Below are 322 nucleotides of genomic sequence, written 5' to 3'. Positions count from 1 at the left end.
GAAGTGGCACGCCACGCCCTCAAATCCAACGGACGCCTTGCCATGGTGCATCGTCCTGACCGTTTTCTTGATATCATCGACACCTTGCGTCAGTATAATCTAGCTCCAAAACGCATTCAATTTGTTTATCCTAAAATGGGCAAGGATGCTAATATGCTTCTCATTGAAGCCATCAAAGATGGCTCCACAGATGGACTGAAAATTCTCCCACCGCTTTTTGTCCACAAAGAAAACGGAGAGTACACTGACGCTATTTTTGAAATCTATTTTGGAAAAAATGCCAAACGACACTAAACTAGCCTATCTCTACGTGGTCGAATGC

General features: G+C 44.1%; 1 pseudogene. It reads left to right on the top strand.

Going from position 1 to position 322, the window contains the following annotated elements:
• Positions 1-294, top strand: a pseudogene (locus tag B3473_RS06570) (SAM-dependent methyltransferase); the annotation flags it as partial.
• Positions 295-322 lie beyond the last annotated feature (28 nt).

Origin of the sequence: Streptococcus sp. UBA632 (assembly GCF_002300045.1) — a bacterium.
In the GTDB taxonomy this organism is placed as follows: domain Bacteria; phylum Bacillota; class Bacilli; order Lactobacillales; family Streptococcaceae; genus Streptococcus; species Streptococcus alactolyticus.
This window is presented reverse-complemented; position numbering and strand designations above follow the sequence as displayed.